At 42.6% G+C, this 21,046-nt stretch carries 20 protein-coding genes and 1 pseudogene; 14 read left to right on the forward strand and 7 right to left on the reverse strand.

What is annotated here, in order from left to right; all coding sequences use genetic code 11:
* Nucleotides 1-93 precede the first annotated feature (93 nt).
* Nucleotides 94-1,902 (reverse strand): PAS domain S-box protein, encoded by a 1,809-nt coding sequence (locus tag U5J89_RS07190; RefSeq protein WP_322574930.1) that lies wholly within the window; start codon nt 1,900-1,902, stop codon nt 94-96.
* Nucleotides 1,903-2,076: 174 nt separating this feature from the next.
* Between U5J89_RS07190 and U5J89_RS07195 the strand changes: the two genes are divergently transcribed.
* From U5J89_RS07195 to U5J89_RS07220, 6 genes are all read left to right on the forward strand, one after another.
* Complete coding sequence (locus U5J89_RS07195; protein ID WP_322574931.1) at nt 2,077-2,808, forward strand: sulfotransferase family protein; 732 nt, start codon at nt 2,077-2,079, stop codon at nt 2,806-2,808.
* A 30-nt stretch (nt 2,809-2,838) separates the two neighbouring features.
* On the forward strand, nt 2,839-3,753 hold the full coding sequence (locus U5J89_RS07200; RefSeq protein ID WP_322574932.1) for an aminotransferase class IV: 915 nt from the start codon (nt 2,839-2,841) through the stop codon (nt 3,751-3,753).
* 24 nt (nt 3,754-3,777) lie between these two features.
* Nucleotides 3,778-4,398, forward strand: a complete 621-nt coding sequence (locus U5J89_RS07205; protein ID WP_322574933.1) for an ABC transporter ATP-binding protein — start codon at nt 3,778-3,780, stop codon at nt 4,396-4,398.
* Nucleotides 4,398-5,189 carry an ABC transporter permease gene (locus tag U5J89_RS07210; RefSeq protein ID WP_322574934.1) on the forward strand — a complete coding sequence of 264 codons (792 nt, stop codon included), beginning with the start codon at nt 4,398-4,400 and terminating at the stop codon, nt 5,187-5,189. Before U5J89_RS07205 ends, U5J89_RS07210 begins: the two co-directional genes overlap by 1 nt.
* Before the next feature lie 101 nt (nt 5,190-5,290).
* On the forward strand, nt 5,291-5,698 hold the full coding sequence (locus U5J89_RS07215; RefSeq protein ID WP_322574935.1) for a TonB-dependent receptor: 408 nt from the start codon (nt 5,291-5,293) through the stop codon (nt 5,696-5,698).
* Between the two features lie 93 nt (nt 5,699-5,791).
* Nucleotides 5,792-6,211: a Plug domain-containing protein gene (locus U5J89_RS07220; protein WP_322574936.1), complete on the forward strand. Its 420-nt coding sequence runs from the start codon at nt 5,792-5,794 to the stop codon at nt 6,209-6,211.
* Between the two features lie 58 nt (nt 6,212-6,269).
* Here U5J89_RS07220 and U5J89_RS07225 read toward each other — a convergent pair.
* Nucleotides 6,270-6,518, reverse strand: a pseudogene (locus tag U5J89_RS07225) (DUF3124 domain-containing protein); the annotation flags it as partial.
* Between the two features lie 136 nt (nt 6,519-6,654).
* On the opposite strand from U5J89_RS07225, the gene U5J89_RS07230 reads away from it, so the two are divergent.
* Both U5J89_RS07230 and U5J89_RS07235 read left to right on the forward strand, forming a co-directional pair.
* Nucleotides 6,655-7,383: a response regulator transcription factor gene (locus U5J89_RS07230; RefSeq protein ID WP_322574937.1), complete on the forward strand. Its 729-nt coding sequence runs from the start codon at nt 6,655-6,657 to the stop codon at nt 7,381-7,383.
* A 69-nt stretch (nt 7,384-7,452) separates the two neighbouring features.
* Nucleotides 7,453-7,665, forward strand: coding sequence for a hypothetical protein (locus tag U5J89_RS07235; RefSeq protein ID WP_322574048.1), 213 nt, complete (start codon nt 7,453-7,455; stop codon nt 7,663-7,665).
* An 80-nt stretch (nt 7,666-7,745) separates the two neighbouring features.
* Here U5J89_RS07235 and htpX read toward each other — a convergent pair whose 3' ends face one another.
* Entirely contained in the window at nt 7,746-8,612 is an 867-nt protein-coding gene (htpX, locus tag U5J89_RS07240) for a zinc metalloprotease HtpX (protein ID WP_322574938.1), read from the reverse strand.
* Between the two features lie 238 nt (nt 8,613-8,850).
* On the opposite strand from htpX, the gene U5J89_RS07245 reads away from it, so the two are divergent.
* The gene (locus U5J89_RS07245; RefSeq protein WP_322574939.1) at nt 8,851-9,183 is read left to right on the forward strand and encodes a rhodanese-like domain-containing protein; all 333 of its coding nucleotides are present in this window, start codon (nt 8,851-8,853) and stop codon (nt 9,181-9,183) included.
* Between the two features lie 524 nt (nt 9,184-9,707).
* Nucleotides 9,708-11,144: a pyridoxal phosphate-dependent decarboxylase family protein gene (locus tag U5J89_RS07250; RefSeq protein WP_322574940.1), complete on the forward strand. Its 1,437-nt coding sequence runs from the start codon at nt 9,708-9,710 to the stop codon at nt 11,142-11,144.
* A 140-nt stretch (nt 11,145-11,284) separates the two neighbouring features.
* Here the strand turns inward: U5J89_RS07250 and U5J89_RS07255 are convergent, their stop codons facing one another.
* Together U5J89_RS07255 and U5J89_RS07260 are read right to left on the reverse strand one after the other, a co-directional pair.
* Nucleotides 11,285-13,258, reverse strand: coding sequence for an adenylate/guanylate cyclase domain-containing protein (locus tag U5J89_RS07255; protein WP_322574941.1), 1,974 nt, complete (start codon nt 13,256-13,258; stop codon nt 11,285-11,287).
* A gap of 137 nt (nt 13,259-13,395) precedes the next feature.
* Nucleotides 13,396-14,007, reverse strand: a complete 612-nt coding sequence (locus U5J89_RS07260; RefSeq protein WP_322574942.1) for a TetR/AcrR family transcriptional regulator — start codon at nt 14,005-14,007, stop codon at nt 13,396-13,398.
* Nucleotides 14,008-14,244: 237 nt separating this feature from the next.
* Between U5J89_RS07260 and U5J89_RS07265 the strand changes: the two genes are divergently transcribed.
* The 4 genes from U5J89_RS07265 to msrB all read left to right on the forward strand — a co-directional run bounded on the left by U5J89_RS07265 (nt 14,245) and on the right by msrB (nt 17,163).
* Nucleotides 14,245-15,381, forward strand: a complete 1,137-nt coding sequence (locus tag U5J89_RS07265) for a nodulation protein NfeD (RefSeq protein ID WP_322574943.1) — start codon at nt 14,245-14,247, stop codon at nt 15,379-15,381.
* A complete protein-coding gene (locus U5J89_RS07270) occupies nt 15,287-15,583 on the forward strand; it encodes an NfeD family protein (RefSeq protein WP_322574944.1) in 297 nt (98 codons plus the stop codon). The genes U5J89_RS07265 and U5J89_RS07270 overlap by 95 nt, the downstream gene beginning before the upstream one ends.
* A 41-nt stretch (nt 15,584-15,624) precedes the next feature.
* Nucleotides 15,625-16,455, forward strand: a complete 831-nt coding sequence (locus tag U5J89_RS07275; protein ID WP_322574945.1) for a slipin family protein — start codon at nt 15,625-15,627, stop codon at nt 16,453-16,455.
* A 147-nt stretch (nt 16,456-16,602) separates the two neighbouring features.
* The gene (gene msrB, locus U5J89_RS07280; RefSeq protein WP_322574946.1) at nt 16,603-17,163 is read left to right on the forward strand and encodes a peptide-methionine (R)-S-oxide reductase MsrB; all 561 of its coding nucleotides are present in this window, start codon (nt 16,603-16,605) and stop codon (nt 17,161-17,163) included.
* Nucleotides 17,164-17,167: 4 nt separating this feature from the next.
* Here msrB and U5J89_RS07285 read toward each other — a convergent pair whose 3' ends face one another.
* On the reverse strand, nt 17,168-18,187 hold the full coding sequence (locus U5J89_RS07285; protein ID WP_322574947.1) for a metal-dependent hydrolase: 1,020 nt from the start codon (nt 18,185-18,187) through the stop codon (nt 17,168-17,170).
* A gap of 134 nt (nt 18,188-18,321) precedes the next feature.
* Nucleotides 18,322-20,988 (reverse strand): DUF5916 domain-containing protein, encoded by a 2,667-nt coding sequence (locus U5J89_RS07290; RefSeq protein ID WP_322574948.1) that lies wholly within the window; start codon nt 20,986-20,988, stop codon nt 18,322-18,324.
* Nucleotides 20,989-21,046: the final 58 nt, after the last annotated feature.

Here is a 21,046-nt window from a genome sequence, read left to right on the forward strand (position 1 = left end):
ATTTTGAAAAAGTCATTAGTTCGTTGATTCACTTTACCTCAACATAGAAATTGTAGCTCATTGTTTCTTCAACAAATCATTTTTAAAATTATTCTATTCTACAGTGTCACCTTCGATATCAAAAGCTAACGAAAAACGGCTCCCAAAATCACCCGAATCAACTTTCAGCTGTCCATCCAGCTGAGTAGTTAATGTATTAATAATCGTCATTCCCAGCGACGGCTGCTGCTCAATACTAAAATCTTCCGGCAATCCAATACCGTTATCCTCAACACTTAATTTTACTTGCCCCTCCTCTTCTCTAACTGAAATATTTATTTCCCCTTCATCACTATTTTTAAATGCATGCTTGTAACAATTTGTGATCATCTCGTTCAGTAACAATCCACAGGGAATAGCCTGCCCTACCGTTAACCGAATCGATTCCATATCCGTATTCACACGGATATCTTTTTTAAAATCGGTCATTGATTCTTCGATCATATTAAGCAGATCGTTTATGTATTTATCAATGGCAATTTCCGAAAATGTTTCCGAGCTGTAAAGCTTTTCATGCACCATCGCAATCGACTGAATGCGCGACTGACTTTCCTTAAGCTTTGCCAACAGGTTTTCATCTTCGGTATTAAATACCTGCATCTGCAGCAAGCCGGAGATAATTGCTAAATTGTTTTTTACCCGGTGATGAACCTCCGACAACAACGTTTCTTTTTCTTTCAGCGATTTCCGTATCGTTTGCTCATATTTTTTATGATCGGTAATGTCACGCACATAGGCTATTAGCCGTTTTTGTCCGCCCATTTCATAAAATGCCGTATGAATTTCAGTTGGGAATTTCATGCCGTCTTTCTTTTGATAGATTCGCTCCCAGGCTTCATCCCCCGTTGTAGTTATATCAGCAAATGTCTCGGGCTGTTTACTGTGAAATTCTTCGGGAGTCAAATCCAGAACATGCATGCCGATCAACTCTTCCCGGGAATAACCAAAAAGCTCACATGCTCGCTTGTTGCATCGCAGAATAGTTCCATCAACGTGGATTTCAAAGATAGCATCAAAAGCCATTTCAGTAAAAGTGCGATGTCGTTTTTCACTTTCCGCGAGTTTCTTCTCAGCTATTTTACGCTTCGTAATATCCCGGTTAATTCCCACCCAAAATTCATACTCCGCGTCATCTGTAGGAAAGGGGGCCATATCCAGCTCAACCCAGTAAGGAGTGCCATCCTTCTTATAATTGATAAACTCCTCCCGCAACGATTCTCGTTTTTTAATTTTTTGATTGATTCGGCTCAACGCCTCTTCCGACGTTTGGGGACCGTGCAAAAAGGTAGGCGTTTTATTAATAATCTCTTCCGATTGATATCCGGTAAACTGCTCAAAAGATTTATTAACAAAAACTATACGTGAATTCAGCGGATCATCTTTCGGAGCCCGGGTAATTACCACCATGTCATTCAAGTTATCCAGCGCCAATTGCTGTAACTTTTCCCGCTCTTCCAGATTCAAGTACTGTATTTCTTTGGATTTATTTGCTTTAACAAACACCCCTACCAATTCTTCCTTTTCTGCATTGGCAACCCGTTCAAATTCATCGCGCAGCCAAAGATAATGTCCGGACTTATGCTTAAACCGATATTCAATTATCTGGGGATGACCTGGATCAATATTTTCTAAGATTGAGATCACTGATTGTCGATCCTCCGGATGTATTCGACTTAACCAGCTAAAATCCTCAGCTTTGATTTCTGCTCGGGAGTATCCCAAAAGGCGGCTAACATTTGGACTGATATCTATATAGGAATATTGATCACCACTCTCTCGATGGTAATATACAATTGAACTTTTTTCCAGCAGCTTTTCAGGTCGAAATTTGACCTCACCACTGTCATTCTCTTTGTGTTTCATTAAAGCCCGGAGGTCTATTTACTTTGATTAGCCAATGTTTTTAAAATATAAAAACTATTGTAGAAAAGCGGGGGATCATTATGTTCCTTAATCCCTTTTGGTTATTACTTTTGATGATCCCCAAAATATCAATACCATATATCTCCTGAACAATATCTTCCGAATTCATCTATTATGTCAAATATCAAGATAAATATGTGGTCCGGCCCTCGTAATATTTCCACGGCCATTATGTACTCCTTTGCACAGCGCAGCGACACCCAGGTGGTAGATGAGCCCTTCTATGCCCACTACCTGCTGCAGAGCGGTGCCGAGCATCCCGGACGTGCAAAAGTGCTCGAAAGCCAGCCCAAAGATCCTTCTATTGTAATGCAAAATCTGATGGCAACCGGCACGAACTCTGAAGTCCTGTTTGTCAAAAATATGGCTCATCACATGATAGAAATGAATGACATCCTGGAACAACTTTTCGAAGAGTTTACCCCCATATTTTTGATTCGTGATCCCGCAGATATGCTACTTTCTCTTGATAAATCACTGCCTGATCCCTCACTGCTTGATACCGGATATCAGCAACTGCTCGATCTTTTTGAAAAAGCCGAAAACAAGAACCTTCCCCTTATCGTCCTCGATTCAAAGGAAGTGTTGGAGGATCCTGAATTTGTTTTATCAGTATTGTGTGAACAGCTGGGAATTCCATTTGAGAAATCAATGCTTTCATGGCAACCGGGCCCCATTCCCGAGGATGGCATATGGGCGGAATATTGGTATGACAATGTACACCAGTCTACGGGATTTAAGCCCTACAAACCTAAAAACGAGCAACTTCCCGATCGCCTGAATCCGCTTTATGAGCACTGCAAGTCGATTTATGATAGATTGCTTGCACATGCAATTAAAAAGTAATGTTAACTAATAATTAGTCAGTTTTGAATTATGGATACACATCCCACAATCCCAGATCCTCGCAATAAAGACATTAAAGTTTGGATTGACGGTGAGCTCTATGATCGTCAGGAGGCTAAGATTTCAGTCTTCGACAGTCTGGTACAAGGTGGTGATGGCGTCTGGGAAGGACTGCGCGTTTACGATGGTAAAATATTTGCGCTCGACGAACACCTCGAGCGATTGCAAAATTCGGCTCATGCCATGGCTTTCGATAGCATACCGTCAAATAATGAAATCAAAGAAGCGCTCTTTGCCACGCTCAAAGCCAACGGCATGCGCGATGAAACACATATCCGGCTGACGCTGTCGCGCGGCAAGAAAGTAACTTCCTATATGGACCCCCAGGTTAACCAGTACGGACCAACACTTATTGTCCTGGCAGAATGGAAGCCGCCTATTCACGAGGATAAAGAAGGGCTTCAACTGGTTACTTCTTCGATACGACGAAATTCCCCGCAGTGCATCGACTCCAAAATCCATCACAACAACCTGATTAACAATATTCTGGCTAAAATTGAAGCAAATGTCGCAAATGCCGATGGTGCTGTTATGATGGATATTGAAGGCTACGTATCAGAAGTAAATGCAACAAATATCTTTTTTGTCAACAACGGGAAAGTACTTACGCCTTTTGCAGATAGTTGCCTGCCGGGTATTACACGTAAAATCGTAATCGACCTCTGTAAAGAAAATGACATTCCAGTGGCAGAAAAACGTATTAGTATGGCTGAGATGTACTCCGCCGACGAGTGCTTTACCACCGGTACCATGGGCGAATTGGTTCCCGCAGTAGAAATAGATCAACGCCTAATCGGTGACGGTACAAAGGGACCCATAACCGATCAGCTGCAAAAGCTACACCGCCAGCGAGCTCAAAAAACCGGCGAACCCCTTCCTTTTTAACAACAAAATATCTGCATCATAATATTGGCACGATCACCCAACATATCATTTAACAGTGTTACCTTTGGCTTTGAAAACGAACAGATTGTAACGGATTTCTCATTTGTGGCAAGGCCCGGCCAACATACCCTATTAAAGGGAGAATCCGGATCGGGGAAAAGCACTCTTCTCAAACTACTTTTGGGATTTCACAAACCACGGGATGGCACTATTTCCATCAATCGCGAAAACTACGACGCCCAGAAAATACGGAAACAGACAGCCTGGCTTCCACAAGATTTAAATTTGGGATCCGGTACGGTTGCTGAGGTCATGGACAAACCATTTGAATTTTCGGCCAACCAATCCACCAAAAACACTCAACAAAATCGGATTAAAACTTTAAAAGCGTTAGGGTTGGCCCCGGATATCCTCGGTAAACAATTTCGTGATCTTTCCACGGGGCAGCGTCAACGCGTTGGACTAGCAATCTGCCACCTGCTTGACAAGCCGCTCCTTTTGCTGGATGAGCCGACTTCGGCACTGGATAAAGCATCCAAACAAAAAGCTGCAGAATTGCTGCTTAAGAGCGATCGTACCATTATTTCAACTTCACACGATCCATTCTGGGTCGCTAAAGCCGAAAATATAATAGAACTCTCGTAATGGAAATTATTGACCTTACATGGGTACAGCTGGGAATTGGCTTTATTATCATGCTGGTACCAGCCTATATTTTGTGGAAGTATCGAACCGGGCTAAATAAAAAGCTCTTAACCGCCTCTGTTCGGATGGTCCTGCAATTGCTTTTTGTAGGATATTATTTGCAGTACCTTTTTGAATATGACAATCCCTGGATTAATGCTGCATGGATTTTTGTAATGGTAGCCGTTGCCGACTTTGCCACTATCGACCGCAGTGATCTAAAGCGCAAATGGTCGGTAATATTACCGATTTTCGGAGCTACCTTTTTTGGCATCATTATTATAGATCTCTTTTTTCTGGAAGTGGTAATACAGCTCCCAAAACTACTGGCGGCACAATATACCATTCCCATAACAGGAATGGTGCTGGGCAACTGCCTCAGAAGTAACGTGATCGGGATTAATGCCTTTTACTACAGCTTAAATGAACATCAGGAGCGCTACCAGTTTTACCTTTCTTGTGGGGCAACACGGTCCGAGGCAGTACATTCATTTTTTAGTGAAGCGCTCCAAAAATCAGCTAACCCTACCCTTGCTTCTATGGCTACTATAGGCCTCGTTTCTCTGCCGGGCATGATGACTGGTCAAATATTAAGCGGAAGCTCTCCCCTTATTGCCATTAAATATCAAATTATGATTATGGTTGCCATCTTTTCGGGCACCATACTTTCGGTCTATTTAGGGATTCTTTTTACCAACAAATTTGTTTTTAATGATACGGATATGCTGGACGAAACGATCTTGAAAAATTAATGCGTCTTATCACAGGCTATTATCGTTCTGTAACATAATTTTTAAATCAAGCCCCGAGTTTTATAGGTTGATTTATGTAATCCCAAAAGACCAAAAAGATTATGAAGTTTTCAAAACCACTTATCATACTGCTTGCTGCGGGACTATTTGCCACGGTGTTGGGCTGCTCCACCACCAGCATTACAAATAAGAAGAAATCCCAAAAGACCAACCCTGAAAACAACTGGACCCTTAAAAATCACCTTCAGAGAACTAGCAAAGCAAGAATTACTGGAAGCCCGGGTAGTGAGCGCGTTATCATTCGTGGTGTGAGTAGTACCAACAGTCCTACAAGTCAACCATTGTTTGTTATTGATGGACAAAAAGCCGGCCATAGTTTTGCCCGTGTTAATGAAATGCTATATCCCGGCGAAATAAATTATATCGAAGTACTCCCACCTTCGCAGTCTGCCCGATACGGTATGGAGGGACACTTCGGAGTCATCCGTATTTTCACCAAGAACCAGTAAAAATATCGATAAGTCCTTATTTTTTATTTACTTAATTAATAATAAATGTCTATACTGCTAAGTACCTAATATTATTAATCAAATCCCACCATAATGAAACGATTAAACTTAGGTATATCAATAGGATTATGTGTGCTATTACTTGGCTCATTAGGATGTGCTACCACCAGTCAACATTCACAAGCTATAGAATCCCAAAATTATACCAGCTATTGGACCCTCGAGGATTTTCTGCGCCGCGCCAACGGTGTACAGTTAAATGGCTCTGGTGACAATATCCAAGTTATAATAAGAGGACATAAATCAATCAATAATCCAATGTCACAGCCATTATTTGTTGTTGATGGCCAAAAAGCAGGACGAAACTATTCCCGTGTTTCGAGTATGTTTTCTCCTGGTGATATAAACTCCGTTAAAGTACTACCGCCCGGTTCTTCCGCACAATACGGCATGCAAGGGCAATACGGAGTAATTGAAATTGAGTCCACATATTCAGGGAATCAGAATTCTTGATGTCAAAACAACTTATCGCTTTATAAAAGTTTTCATTAAGCTAATTACGGGATGTAGATTAAGAACTCTTCTGAAGTACACGTCCTACACTCAAAAATGATATCCCTTGTTGCTGTGATGTACTAATATTTACCGCCTCAATAACCGGTGGATAAATAGGCTCTTGCGAATGCCAGCGTACCAGAAAATTAGCTCCAACCCCTCCGCGCAAATCAGCCTCTTCAATCACATATGAGGTTGAAGCCAACGGTCGTATTTTTTCCGTCGAATCCACATACTGTTGAATGAACTTTCCTTTCGTATCATAATACGATAAAGATCGGCTTCATTTTACAAACAAGCATAACCATTACATTTCAAATTACGATTCTACAAGATAGAAAAAGTAATACCATTCCAACCTTCAGTTTTGCTTCAAAATCATTTGTTATGTTTGAACTGCTATGAAATTACTCATCATCGAAGACAACGAAGATTTACTGCAGAACATCCAAACGTATCTGAAGCGCGAAGGATATATCTGTGAAACCGCTCAATCATATTCCGAGGCTTTTGACAAGGTAATGTCGTACACCTACGATGTGATACTTATTGACATTATGATTCCGGGCGGTTCGGGCCTACAGGTTTTACGGGAGTTGAAATCCGTGAATCCGGAAACAGGAACGATCATCATATCGGCTAAAAATGCTCTGGATGACAAAGTGGAAGGACTGGAACTGGGCGCCGATGATTACATCACCAAACCCTTTCAATTGCCCGAGCTCCACGCACGTATTAAAGCTGTAAATCGAAGGCAGCAGCGCGACGGCAAGGAAATTATTGATGGTCTCAATTATCAAGCTTCCATGCGCTATCGTGGACCCAGCGAAACTACTCAGGGCCGACGCGAAGGCATGACAATGATTGATACTGGTGTTTCTAAAGACTTGATGGATGGAAAGGCCAAGATTTCACTCAATATTCGCGACCTATTGAATTCACAGAACTTTAGTTATACTGCTAATACCGACGGTAATCCCAATACCGATTTTTATACCCAGCGTGAGTTTAGCTGGTCATCACGATCTGCAACCATCAGCTTTCAATACTTTTTCGGAGAACGCAACAAAGAACAGAGAAGAAGAGATCAAGGTCCCAACGGAGACGGTCCTCCAGAAATGGAGATGTAATAAACAGACTAAAAATTCACAAAGAGCTCTTAAGTAATTATCTTAGCATAAACAAAAACAAATGACCTTATGAGCTCTGTTATTGCATCCTATAAACTTGGCGACATCGCTGTTGAAATTAGCGAAACAGATCATCCCAATAAATTAAAAGTGGATTGTAACGACGGTAACTTTCACTCCGAATTTACCGTCCGCAAATACGAATACGAAAATTATAAGCGTCATATGAACCAGCGCATAAAAAACGCTTATGATGAACAATATAAAAGTGAAGAAGAGTAGCCGATAATTATTTTTAGCAATAATCATAAATGCCCGGCACTTTTAAAGTGCCGGGCATTTTATTTCGGAAAACTATTTATCTAATCAAACAAATATTCTCCGGTACGCTGCATGTGCATCAGCCGCTCTACGCGATCCTCAGTTTCGGGATGCGTAGAAAACAGTCTCATAAAATTTCCGCCGCTAAAGGGATTCACCGGAAACATATGCGAAGTTGAACGCATCGCTGTATCTGATACATTCATTGGAATTTGCTCGGCCGCCTTTTCAATCCGCTGCAAGGCCGATGCAAGCTGGCCCGGCTGACCGCATATTTCTGCTCCTGTTCGATCAGCTTCATATTCTCGGGTTCTGCTTATTGCAGCCTGTAGCATGGTTGCAGCAATTGGAGCCGTAATCAACACAATAAGGGCCACCAAAGGATTTGATCCACGATCGCTTCCCCCTATAGGAATGAAATAAGCAAACTGTGCCAGCATTGTAAGTGCACTCACTACCGTGGTAACAATTGTCTGCGTTAGAATATCACGGTTTTGGATATGGGCAAGTTCGTGAGCTATTACCGCCCGAAGTTCATTTTCATTAAGCGCCTGCATGATACCTTTCGTTACTGCCACAGCTGCATTTTCGGGATTGCGTCCCGTTGCAAAAGCATTTGGTTGGTTTTGTGGGATAATATACACCGCCGGCATCGGAAGCTCAGCCTTTCGGGATAACTCTTCTATCATTCCATATAACTGGGGATGCGAGCTTCGATCTACCTGCTGGGCATCGTACATTCGCAATACCATCTTGTCGGACTTCCAGTAGCTGAAAAAGTTCATCGCCATGGCAACCACAAAAGCAATAATTAAACCGGTAGATCCCCCCAATACCTGTCCCACCAGCATAAACAACACGGCAGCCAGCGTCATCAGAAATACCGTTCGTAAACTATTTCTATTCATATCAATCGTTAAAAATTTTTCGGTTAATTTTTTCTGCTTATTAAACGTAAAAAGTACCGCTTTGTTTTAGTTTCATAAACAAATTTAACGCACAAAGATGTTCGCTAAACGTAGGTCGGGATGCCATCCCGACTTACATCATGGAATGGCAACCCCCTCTCAGATTGTTATATGGTGCTGTATTTGTGCGAACAAATATGGAACCAAATCTTAAGAGGTGATCACTATGCCACTTACGATGAAACGTATATCAGCAACAGAACTTCACGATCGCATGACGAGCGAAAATCGTCCTGTGTTGATCAATGCGTTATCGGAAGAAGCCTTCACGAGCAAGCGCATTCCGGGCTCCATCAACATTACGGAGCATAACCTCGAATGCGCATCAAATGTAATACCTGACAAAGATCAGGATATCGTAGTCTACTGCGCAAATGCGGATTGTGATGCCTCCCCCAAACTTGCTGAAAAGCTCACAGAGATGGGCTACAACAACGTTTGGGACTTTGAAGAAGGCTTAGCCGGATGGCGCAGCGAAGGCTATCCCCTCACAGGCACCGATGTAAGCTAACATATATCACTTTCTTATTTTGGGAAGCTGCGGCAATTCAGTTTGCCGCAGCTTTTTTATTTTGACCTGAATCAGAAATATAAATGGTTTTCAATCGGGCATAAGAATTGTGTTCTGTTAGTCAAAGGATGCAGTTTGTAGATTTTGTACCGGTGAGGCTTCCATTATTATGCACTAACAGTCAAAGGACTATTAAAATCTACGCATCCTGCCGACCAAAGCGTTTACACAATTCTAAGTACGGCCTACGTAGCTAAGCTACTTCGGCGTAGTAGGCCCTTGATCTTTTCATCTCTTCCAGTGGTTTTTCTGGTCCCGTGTGTCCCGAACTTTTCGGGGTTTACTATTGGTGGTTGGATCAAGCCCCCGAATTCTCGGGGCGCAGCAAAAGGGATACCCAATCGTATTTTGGGTCGTTTAAAAAAAGGAGTCATTAAGACTCTTAGTTCGGAATTTACATCGAATTCACGTTATTTTATCATCCAATTTGCCAATTAAAACTACGCTACCACTCATTGCAATACATGCAAAAAGAAATCAAAGATCTCGAACAGCAGGCCCGCCAGCTGGAAACCACCACCGAAGAGCGGAATCATTTATTTGACAAAGCCCGTCAATACGGAGAACGTTTTCTTAATTCCCTTTCCGAAAAGCCGGCTTATGTAGATGAGCAATCCATGGGCAAGGGCGTATATGATCTGCCATTTGATGAAAAACCCAAAGACTTTGATAAACTGTTGGATCTCCTTCATTCAGAAGTAGATACACCCGGACTCAATCCCGCCTCGGGCAAGCACGCCGGTTATATTCCCGGCGGCGGAATCTATCCCTCGGCCATCGCCGATTACCTGGCGGCCGTAACTAATCGCTATACGGGTGTTTTCTTTTCATCACCGGGGGCCGTTCGCATCGAAAATATGTGCATCCGCTGGATGAATGATCTGGTTGGCTATCCCGAAGGAGCTGCAGGTAACCTCACCTCGGGCGGATCCATTGCCAACTTAATAGCACTGGTCGTTGCTCGAGATAATTCCGGAATTAAAGCTAAAGATTTTAATCGCGCCGTTATTTACACAACCCGGCAAGTTCACCATTGCGTAGTCAAAGCTATTAAGTTTTCCGGACTGCAAGAGGCTACGCTTCGTACCATTCCAATGGACGATCGTTTCTGCATGAAGGCAGATGCGCTGGAAAAGCAAATTAAAGCCGACAAGAAGGAGGGACTCATTCCCCTGACGATTTTTGCTTCGGCGGGCACTACCGATCTCGGGGCTGTCGACCCGCTCGATGAAATTGGTGCTATCGCTGAGCGGCACGACCTTTGGTTCCACGTGGATGCGGCCTACGGCGGCTTTTTCCTGCTCACCGATCACGGCAAAGAGGTCATGAAGGGCATCGAAAAATCAGATTCGGCCACTATCGATCCTCACAAGGGATTGTTTTTACCCTACGGATCTGGAGCGTTGCTTGTGAAAGACGGGGAGAAGCTATACGATTCGCAGCACATGTCGGCCAATTATTTGCAAGATACTTACAAGGCGACACAAGAAGCATCACCCGCCGATCTTTCCCCGGAGCTCTCCAAGCATTTTCGCGGACTGCGGATGTGGCTGCCCCTCCAGCTTTTTGGCATACAGCCCTTCCGCGCTGCACTGGAAGAGAAACTGTTACTCACGCGCTACTTTTATGATGAGATTCAAGAAATCGATGGCATCGAAGTTGGTCCTGAGCCTGAACTTTCGGTTGCCTTTTTTCGGTACGTTCCCGAATCAGGAAGTGCTAATACATTCAACAAAAAGCTGGTCAATGAAATCCACCGCGACGGACGCGTGTTTCTCTCCTCAACGCACATTGATGGAACTGTATACCTGCGGCTGGCAGTACTTAACTTTCGGACGCATTTGGAAGATGTGGATTTGATACTGTCAGTCCTCAAGGAGAAAATTCAACAGCTAACATAAATAGCCTCGTATTCTTAAAGATTAAGCCTCTGCCTGTTGCAGACGCCATAAACATTAAGCAATTCTTTTCAATATGACGGAGCTACTCGTACACGCTAACCGAGGTGCTTCCCTATGCAGGGAGATATGCTCAACAAGAGTTAATTTGCCGGCTCAAAGAAAGACCCTTGGGGTATTTCTGTTAACTTCAGTTGTTCCAATAAGTCGCTGTATCGCGAATCTTCCTTTATTTCATCCCACAAAGGATCAGAAAATATAAAATATATTTCTCCAACTTTATCTTCGGCCGCTCGTTGCAGGTGAAAGAAGACCTCATCGTACTTTTCCATTCCCAAATAGGCCATGGCAATATCAAGTGAGGATGCCATATATGAGTCATCTGCATCACCGATTTGCAACGCATCTATAAAATGATCTGCCGCATCATCCAGGCCAAGCCGGGCGGATGTGTAAACCAGATGGGGGATATTTTTTTGCTCCCGGGATACTAAATTTTGTAATACTTCAAATTCTTTGTGCGCCTTTTTTAACTTTTGCATAGCAACGAGGGTCCAGCCCTTCCCTTCCAGTGCTGCCAGAAATGACGAATCCAACTCCAGCGTATAATTATACTGCTCCAGCGCATTCGAAAACTTATTTAAATTGTAATAGGCTCTGCCCAGTTCGGCATTATAAAGAAGATTGGTAGGCTCCAGCTCTAGCGTCCGCTCCATCCAGGAAAGAGCAGTTTCATTTTCACCGATCATATTCAAAAAACGAAAATAATTATAGCATACTTCCGGATTGCTTGGATCGATTTCATATGCCCTGTTCAGCAAGAATTTTGCCTTTTCATAATCTTGCCTCAATAATAGTTCTATCATTCCGCTTAGAGCTACTGCTGTTGCAAATTGATCATCTAAAGTTAAAACGGCATCAATGTTTTCTTCGGCCTTTTTATAAGCACGGCGGGGTTGCATCTGGCCGTAAATACCCAAAAACATGTAGCATTGGGCCAATCCAATGCTCGATTTTAGATGCGAAGAATCTTTCTCAATTGCCTGATTAAAACACTTCATTGCTTTTCGAACCGAGGTGAGCGAATGCTTTTGCAACTCAAAACGACCTTCCAAATAGCGTTCGTAAGCTCCCTTTTTATTACGGGATTTTTTTGCCTTTGGCTTGGGTCTTGACTCCTCACCTTCAAACCCTTTTTGAACTTTCTCTAATATCTCTTGAGAAATACCATCCTGTATTTCAAAAATATCCTTCAAATGGCGTTCATACGTTTCTGACCATAAATGAAACCCACCCCCGGTTTCAATAAGCTGTGCCGTAACACGAATCTTATCTTGATTTTTCCGTACGCTTCCCTCAAGGATGTGACTTACCATTAGGTCTTCGCCAATAGTTCGTATATCTATATTTTGCCCCTTATACGCAAATGCCGAAGTTCGGGAGGTTACATCGATGCCCTTCATCTTGGTTAACCCGTTAATAATTTCCTCGGTAAGCCCGTCACCAAAATACTCAAAGCCCCTCTCACTACTCATATTTACAAATGGCAACACAGCCAATCGGTTTTTAACCCTACCGCTTTTGGCTTTTACGTCACGAACCGTTGGTACGTTAATTCCGTCATTCGTAACGGCAAAAATCGAAAGGGGATATTTAACATTCTTCAGTTCAAAGGTGCCAAGCTCCTTTGTTTTTATATCACGATGATTGCTAATTTCATTCTGAACCTTCTCAGAAATCAATATGCCTCCGGAAATTCCGAGAGGTTCCAATCGAGAGGCAATATTTACGGCATCGCCATATACATCTTCATCATTGTAAGCGATATCACCCACATGTATCCCAATACGAAGCGGCAAATACGGATTGGCTATGTCGTTCTGAATTTTAATGCCACACATAACAGCATTATAAGCACTGTTAAAAATAGTAAGTGCTCCGTCGCCGTAGTAGTGAAGTATTTTGCCATCAAATGCTGTAGCTCTCTCGTTCAGCACCTGGCGATGCCGTTCCTTTTGTCTATTAGCATTATCTTCGTCTTCCTGCATCATAGCTGTATAACCGACAATGTCGGTAAACATAACAGCTGCAAGCAAACGCGTTGTTTGTGCTCCCATGATAGCCGTATTAAATTGCATTCTGAGGTATCAGGCCGAGCCTTACCCTACAGGGCATTTTGAAATATAAAAATACATAAACCTATGTATAAATGTCGGTTAGAGTGTATTAATTTTTTGATGGGCAGAACAGCATCTTAGGCCGTCAGCCAGTTTAGAATTGTATCCAAAATTACTCCCTTCCTTTTCTGTGAAAATCCTTTTTCTGATGCAGCATTCTCGATACCAAATAACGACTCGTGTATCGGACCCGCAACAACAGGATAGTAACAAAGCGAAAAAATATTCATAAGTAAATCCTGTACGCTGACAGAAGCTATTTCATAATTTGCCGCAGCGCCGCTTAGCTCTTCTTCAAATGTTGTAACCTGCAGTGATACCTGATCCTCAAAAATAGGCTGCAGCCAGTCTGGCTTTCTACTGATTTCCGTAATCACAAACGCCAAAACCCTCGGACTTTCATCTGCTTTTTCCAAACTGTTTTCGATCAACAACTCTATTTTTTTAAATAAGGGTACATCTTTCGAAAGAACATCATTCAGATCCTCAAAAATCACCTGCACCGATTGTTTATATACATGCTCGAAAAGTTCTTTTTTAGTATTAAAATAATAGTGTATCATCGCCTTGGTTACTCCAATATGATCGGCAATATTATGGAGACGTGTTCCCTCAAACCCATGCGTTAAAAACTCATTCCGAGCTGCCTCAATAATTTCTTGGCGGGTATTTTTAGACTGCTTACTCATAGAACTAAATAGTTAGTTAGGATGGTTACCTGAACCTAACTGTTACTTTTGTGAAGAGCAAGCATATTAATCGGAAGGTTAGCCTCATCAAATGTCAAAACGGAAATATACCGCCTGTCTCAACAAATATTTTTAGGCAAACCAAAATTCGTTTGAATATGGGTTACTTATTTTTGAACATAGTTATAAATTGTTTTCCGATGTTGTTTCCAATTTCCTTTTTGATACCTTTACAGTATGAAACAGCTAATCATTATCACATTACTTACTTTCTTCACGGGCGGTACTTCAGTTCAGCCTGATACAACCGTAACCGATTCTGTTCAACAATCAAACTCCCAACCGGTAGTAACAATGATTTCTGTAGAGGGAGCCATTTCTCCTACTACAACCAACTACATCAACAGGGGAATAAAGACCGCCAGCGAACAGGGTTCCGAAGCCCTTATTATTCAGCTGGATACTCCCGGCGGGCTGTTGGAATCCACAAAAAATATCGTGCAGTCCTTCCTTCAATCCGATGATTTACCCATTATCGTATATGTTGCCCCCGAAGGAGCTCGTGCGGCCAGCGCCGGAACGTTTATCACGATGGCCGCCCATATTGCAGCAATGGCTCCCACTACTACCATAGGAGCCGCATCTCCCGTACAGATGGGAGGCGGACAATCCGACTCTGTAATGCAGAAAAAGATTTTTAATTACTCCGAGAGTTTTATTGAGAGCATCGCCAACAGGCGCGACCGCAATGCGGAATGGGCACGGTCAGCGGTTCGAGATGGAGAGTCGATTACCGCTGAAGAAGCACTCGAGTTAAATGTGATCGACCTAATCGCCTCTGATACGGAGGAACTTTTACAAAAAATTGATGGACGCACATTCAATGGCGATACGCTGATTACAAATAACGCAACCATTAAAGAAGTGCCAACGAATTTTGCCGAACAATTCCTCGGTTTTATCATGCGACCCGAGGTGATGCTTATTTTAACGATGATTGCCATCTATGGAATTATTGGTGAGGTAACAAATCCGGGGGCCATCGTGCCCGGTGTAGCCGGTGTTATTGCCTTGGTGTTGGTACTTTATGCCTCTGCAGCCATGCCAATCAATATTGCAGGTTTTGCGCTAATTGGTCTAGCCATCATTTTATTTGTCGCTGAAGCTTTTACCCCCACCTTTGGATTACTCATTGCAGGGGGGTCCGTATCTTTCTTCCTCGGAGCACTTATGCTTTTCCAAGATTTACCCGAATCGATGGAGCTTTCATGGGCCTGGCTTGTTCCCGGCCACCATATTAACGGCGCTCTTTTTTGTCTGGATTGTAACCGAAGGAATTCGAGCTCAATTCACGGACAGCAAAACCGGTATTAGCTCAATGATCGGCAAACAGGCCGAAGTTGTTGACAAGATTGACAACAGTCACGGAAAGGTTTTTGTGAACGGTGAATACTGGGATGCCATTAGCGACGGAAGTACTATTGAAGAAGGTGAATTTTGCGAAATTACCGAGATTGAAGGACTTAAAATGAAAGTAAGGCCACTATCAGAAACATCAGATACAAATAACGTATAGCAAATTTTAACAGCCATTACTAATCCCTAAAAAAGAAGCTTATGGAAAGTTCGAACCAATTTTTTGATTTAATAACGTGGATCATCACTATTGCTGTGTTAACAGCAATACTGCTGCCTCAGATTTTTAAGATCCTTCGGGAATATGAACGTGCTGTTGTGTTTCGACTCGGTAAATTTCATAAGACCAAGGGACCGGGACTTATCATGCTGATTCCCTTTATCGATAAAATTGAGCGCGTTGACCTGCGAGTGTTAACAATCAACGTAGATCGACAGGAGGTTATCACCAAAGATAACGTAACGGTACACGTTGATGCTATTACCTTTTTCCGCGTTATCGACGCCGAAGCGGCAACCATACAGGTAGAGAAATATATCCACGCCACATCGATGTTAGCCCAAACAACCTTGCGCAGTATTGTAGGACAGGTGGAACTCGACGAGCTGCTGGCCGAGCGCGATAAAGTAAATAAAAACATCCAGGAAATTATTGACCGACAGACCGATCCATGGGGTATCAAGGTGGTTTCTGTAGAAGTACGCGATGTAGTACTTCCCGAGAATATGAAGCGTGCTATGGCACGTCAGGCTGAAACCGAGCGAGATCGTCGTGCGAAAGTAATTAACGCTGAAGGTGAATTCCAGGCCGCTGAACGATTAGTCGAAGCAGCCACCATGATGAGAGAAGCCCCAATAGCACTACAACTTCGTTTCCTGCAAACGATGAGCGACATCAGCGAAGAAAATACCACCTTTGCTTTCTTACCGTTACCTATGGAAATGCTCGAGGTATTCAAAAATATGTCGGGCGTAGATGTGCCACCGCAAATTAGCGATGACTCAAATGAATCAGATAATGAAGAATCATAGTTAATACATTGAATAGTAAATGAGGTTTTATTTGAGGTAATTAACTGGCGCAGGCCCTCAGGCATGCGCCAGTTTTTTGTATTACGAATGATCTATTAGCCTCTGATGTTATTTCTACATAACAAAAAACTTAGTTCCCGTGACCTTATGAGATTTTTATCAGTTCTATTAATCATTTTCTTCCTTCCCATTATAAGCTGTCAGGCGCAGCAAGAAAATAACCGCACTACTAATCCTGAGGTAGCTAAAAGCAGTTCGGAGATCAAACCTCATAATCCCTATTATTCCCGCACTGATACGGCAAAACTAAACCTCCCTGATTCGGTTTGGAAAAAAGTTCTCAAACCCAAAGTCTATCACATTGCCCGTGAAAAAGGAACCGAGCGAGAATATTCGGGCAAGTATTGGGATTACGAAGGCAAAGGTACTTATCATTGCGCAGTTTGTGGCAACAAACTTTTTGAATCGGAAGCAAAATATATGAGTCACTGCGGCTGGCCCAGCTTTTTTGAACCGGTTGGACTAAACAGCGTTAAATTTAAACCGGACAATTCATTTGGCATGCAGCGCACGGAAGTGCTTTGCGGACGCTGTAACTCGCATCTCGGTCATATCTTTAACGACGGGCCCCCTCCAACCGGCAAGCGCTACTGCATGAACTCAATTGTGTTGGATTTTGTACCGAACGACAGTACACAAACAAATTGAATTTTTAGTTTCCAATTACGCGATTGAGTAATCGGTCCCACATTTCAGCTCGCATATCAAAACTGGGCTCATATTGCTTGAAACCCGTAACCTTGGTCGAATCGCCATTAAATTCCAGTCTGTAATTCCAAACATAGGGCGCTGACTGTTCGGTAAGCCATAAGTCTGATCGACCAAATCGCAGGTCGTGAACAATGAGGCCTTCGGGCTTTTTCTCTGCAGCATAGTATCCACGAGAAAACCAAATAAGTCGCTCCACAGGAAGCTGATTTCGATACGGCTGCAACAGCTCCCCATTTTGAGGAACTGACTGGAAATCGATTTTATCATCTTCATCAAAAATAGAATACAATCCGGCATAAAGCGTGTCATTGGCCTCAGCATAACCCGTCCACAGAAGAATATTCAAAGGAGATGGGGTTGTCATATATCGCTCGGGGCTAATCTGCTGCCGATTAAAATTGTACTCAAACACATTATTTATATGAAATTTAACCCCAAAACCCAGCAACAGGTACAGGGAACTTATCCCAATACCCAACCAGTTTGCCCATCTGCGATGTTGTGATTGCCTGTTTAAAAATAGGGCGATCCCAATCCCGGCTAACAATGGCAGAGTATAAAAGGGATCAATAATAAAAATGGAATTAAAGCTGAGAGAGTAGTTACTAAATGGCTGAAAAACCTGGGTGCCGTAGCTCGTGCAGACATCAATAAAAATATGGGTGAGAAAAACCCAAAAAACCAGCCACGACCAGTCTCTCCATGTGGCATCATTCTTTTGATAACGCTGCAACAGCCATCCAAATAAAGGGGCAGCCACAACACAGAAAAATAGCGAATGCGTGATGCCGCGATGAATAGCCAAGGCCTGTACTTCTGATACAAAAGGTGAAGCGAGAACATCGAGGTCGGGCAGTACGCCAAATGCCGCACCCCACAAAGCGGCCTTATTGCCGATCTTCTTTCCCAGCAGAGCTTCCCCAACCGCTGCACCAAGCGTAATTTGTGTAATCGTATCCATGAAAACTTACATCTAATTCATTGGCGAAAAAAATTCTGCCTCGATCAACTCAAAACAATTATAATTGTAAATGGGAATAGAGAAAACCGGTTAGATTATATTCAATATCACACACGAATGATAACATCTCATTTCTAATTGGCCGAAAACCAGTACGTAAACTTGATTGCAAATAGATTATCCCCGGTTTCACCGAGCGCATTCACAAGATCTCCCAGTTCTACAAATCGATTTTCTTGTGTCCTCGCAAAACGATTTTGCTGCCATACCAGAAAGAAGGTACTTCCAGGCCGCCATTGATAACGTAATACAATACTACTTCTGAATGATTTAACAAGAAAATCATTATCAGGAACCGTAAACTGGGAAGAACCGTCACTAACTAAAAAATCATCGTTCGAATTCTTACCTAGCACATCATAATGATCTAATTGATACGACCTTGGACTTGGCAATTCTCCCGGCTTATAATAATTACCACTGGCCACAAAGGGTTCAGCATACATTTCGATAGTTAAATCCGGCGTAAAAGCATAATTGAGTCTCGTCTGCAGTGATAGTGTCGTGCGGTCGATGTTAGAGAATATATATCGCTTGCCGAATGTTTCACTTCTACCTCCGGATAAAGTAGTTATGTACTGACGGGTGCTGGTCTCTCGAGAAAACCGAGGAGAAAGCTGAAGCTCCCATTTTCCACCCGTGCGAACTTCAACTGATGGACGCATGCCCAATTCCCAACCACCAAATTCATCACTATCATAACTTATAAAAGCCTGACCAAATACATTGGCACTTCTATTTGTAAATATACCTGTTCTAAGACCATAGCTTGTCGGTGACCCCATTAACGGTCCACCTCTTGTCAGACGATCATCAAATGTTCTGGGACTATATTCAATATTCAGAAAGTTAAACCAGAAGTTTTTCCATTGAATACGCGTGCTCAATTCAATTTCCCTTTCCCGGAGAGTACCTCCATAGTTCCAGTTGCTACTTCCGCTAAGCTCAAAGCGGTAGGACTGATACCATGAGCTCGGTGTGTTTTCCCTGTATGTTATCTCTGCTCCGGTGGTAATTTCATCAGTAGTAAATAAAATACCGACATCATTTAGATCAAATCCCGGTGATTTAGTACTTGTCTCAATTTCCCAGAGCCAATGCTCTCCGCTATTCTTTGAAAATTCCAGTTTCCCCCGATATCCGGAAAGAGAAGTCTTAGTTGAATCTATATCAAGATGAGAAGCATCAGGCCGCTGAAGATAACGTGCGCTGGAACGCTGAGTTCTCATAATTGCTTCTGGTTCGCCCGAAATATAACTGAATCCCGCATCGCCAGAGAGCACATATTTACCCTCTTGGAACCGAATATTCCAGTCACTTCCTCCCGTTAGCGCCGAGCGATTAAGCATCTTTGCTAATTCCGTGCCTTCTTCAAGATTACGACTTACACCAGTTAATACTACACCCGCGGTCGATGCATTTTCTCCAATTTCTTGCTGTAGCCTCACCACACCATATCCCGTGAGTGGTTCAACCTTTACTTCATTAAAGGTATCAGTATCCACATTATATACTTCTGCATCTTCTCGCGCCGTTACAGCTGCTATTCCTCCCACGGATAATCCAGAAGGAAATCTACCAGATAGTTTAGAGGCACCCAATATGGATGTATTATCTGTCTGATCCACAAAATCAATATCATCGCCAGACGGACGCAATGAGGGAGCTGCCCCAATTCTGCGGGAATAAAAATATCTATCAGACCGGCCACCCCCACCTAACACGCTAAATAGCTGCTGGTTCTCGGTAAAAAATGGACGTTTTTCCTCAAAGAATGTTTCAAATGCTGAAAGGTTTACTTGAGCCGGATCAGCTTCAACCTGTCCAAAGTCGGGATTAATGGTACCATCCAGCTTCAAGTTTGATCCCAACCCAATTTTAAAGTCTCCACCTATTCTCCCTTCCATATTATACTTATCGTTAAAGGGATCCTGCGGATTCGGATTACCATCCAAAAACATATTTCCAGCAAGATAGGGAATCAATTCAATTTGCTGAACGTTGGGGATCTCACTTATGCCTTTCAAATAACCAAAGCGAGAGGCCCATCCGGTTTCATCTTGAGGAATCATAACCCAATATACATCCTCATTTTTATGCGGTAAAAACCTGTTAATATTTAATCCCCAAACCTGATTTTTTTTCTCGCTGTATCGTAACTGGGAAAATGGTACTCGCATTTCAGCAGTCCATCCTAGGGAATCAATATGACTTTTAGCTGTCCAGACGGGATCAAACGAATAATCTCTGCTCCGAAAATTCATTTCATCTTCAGGCTGAGTATAATCGGCTCTGACACTTGAGGCTGTAATAACAAAACTTCGAGCAGTACGCCGATCAAGATAGGCATCCAGAGAAACAACCAATCGCTCGGCATTACCCGTATTATCTCGGCGACTAAGCTGGGCCTGAATCTTTTTAGGCTTGGGGCTATACATTCGAGCGCCTATATAAAGCGCTTTATCATCATAGGCAAAAGCTACTTTAGTCTGTTCGGTAGCCTCTGCCCCTTCATTAGGTTCCCGCTGAATAAAGTCGGTAGCATAAGAGGTCTTTTCCCAAATATCCTCAGTTAGCTTTCCGTCTATGTTTATTTGGCTACCCTTGATTTGTTGAGCTGATATAGTTCGTCTTTCCTCAGTTTGAGCATGAGCATAAAGACTGATACTCAGTAAGAATATTAAGTTTATCAGAAAATAATTTTGGGGACATCTATTTAGGTTGAGTAAAAATGAAATCAAAAGATTGTTAAATAATTATTGTCAATTAATATTTTCTTTTTCAAAAGACTATAGTTCT

This window comes from Fodinibius sp. (assembly GCF_034521915.1).
Lineage (GTDB): Bacteria > Bacteroidota > Rhodothermia > Balneolales > Balneolaceae > Fodinibius.